The sequence below is a fragment of the Methylobacterium nigriterrae genome (genome assembly GCF_037106235.1).
Taxonomy (GTDB): Bacteria; Pseudomonadota; Alphaproteobacteria; order Rhizobiales; family Beijerinckiaceae; genus Methylobacterium; species Methylobacterium nigriterrae.
The window spans coordinates 1-227 of sequence record NZ_JBAWTG010001108.1 but is presented as its reverse complement, the minus strand read 5'-3'; the positions used below and the strand labels follow the sequence as shown (position 1 = coordinate 227).

Genomic DNA, 227 nt, shown 5'->3' with positions numbered 1-227 from the left:
CCGGCGCGATCAGCTTCACCGTGTGGCCGAGCTTGGCAATCTCGCGGCCCCAAAAGTGAGCGCTGCCACACGCTTCCAGGGCCACCGTGCAGGGCGGGAGGGTTGCAAGGAACGCGAGAACCTGGCCACGGCGCAGCTTCTTGCGAAAGACCACGGCGCCCGCGCTGTCAGCCCCATGGAGCTGAAAGATGTGCTTGGCGAGATCCAGTCCGACAGTGCTCACCTGG

Annotated in this window: 1 pseudogene; it reads right to left on the bottom strand. The window is 65.6% G+C overall.

Annotated features, from left to right (window positions below):
• Nucleotides 1-227 (bottom strand): annotated as a pseudogene (locus tag WDW90_RS40435) (IS110 family transposase); the annotation flags it as partial.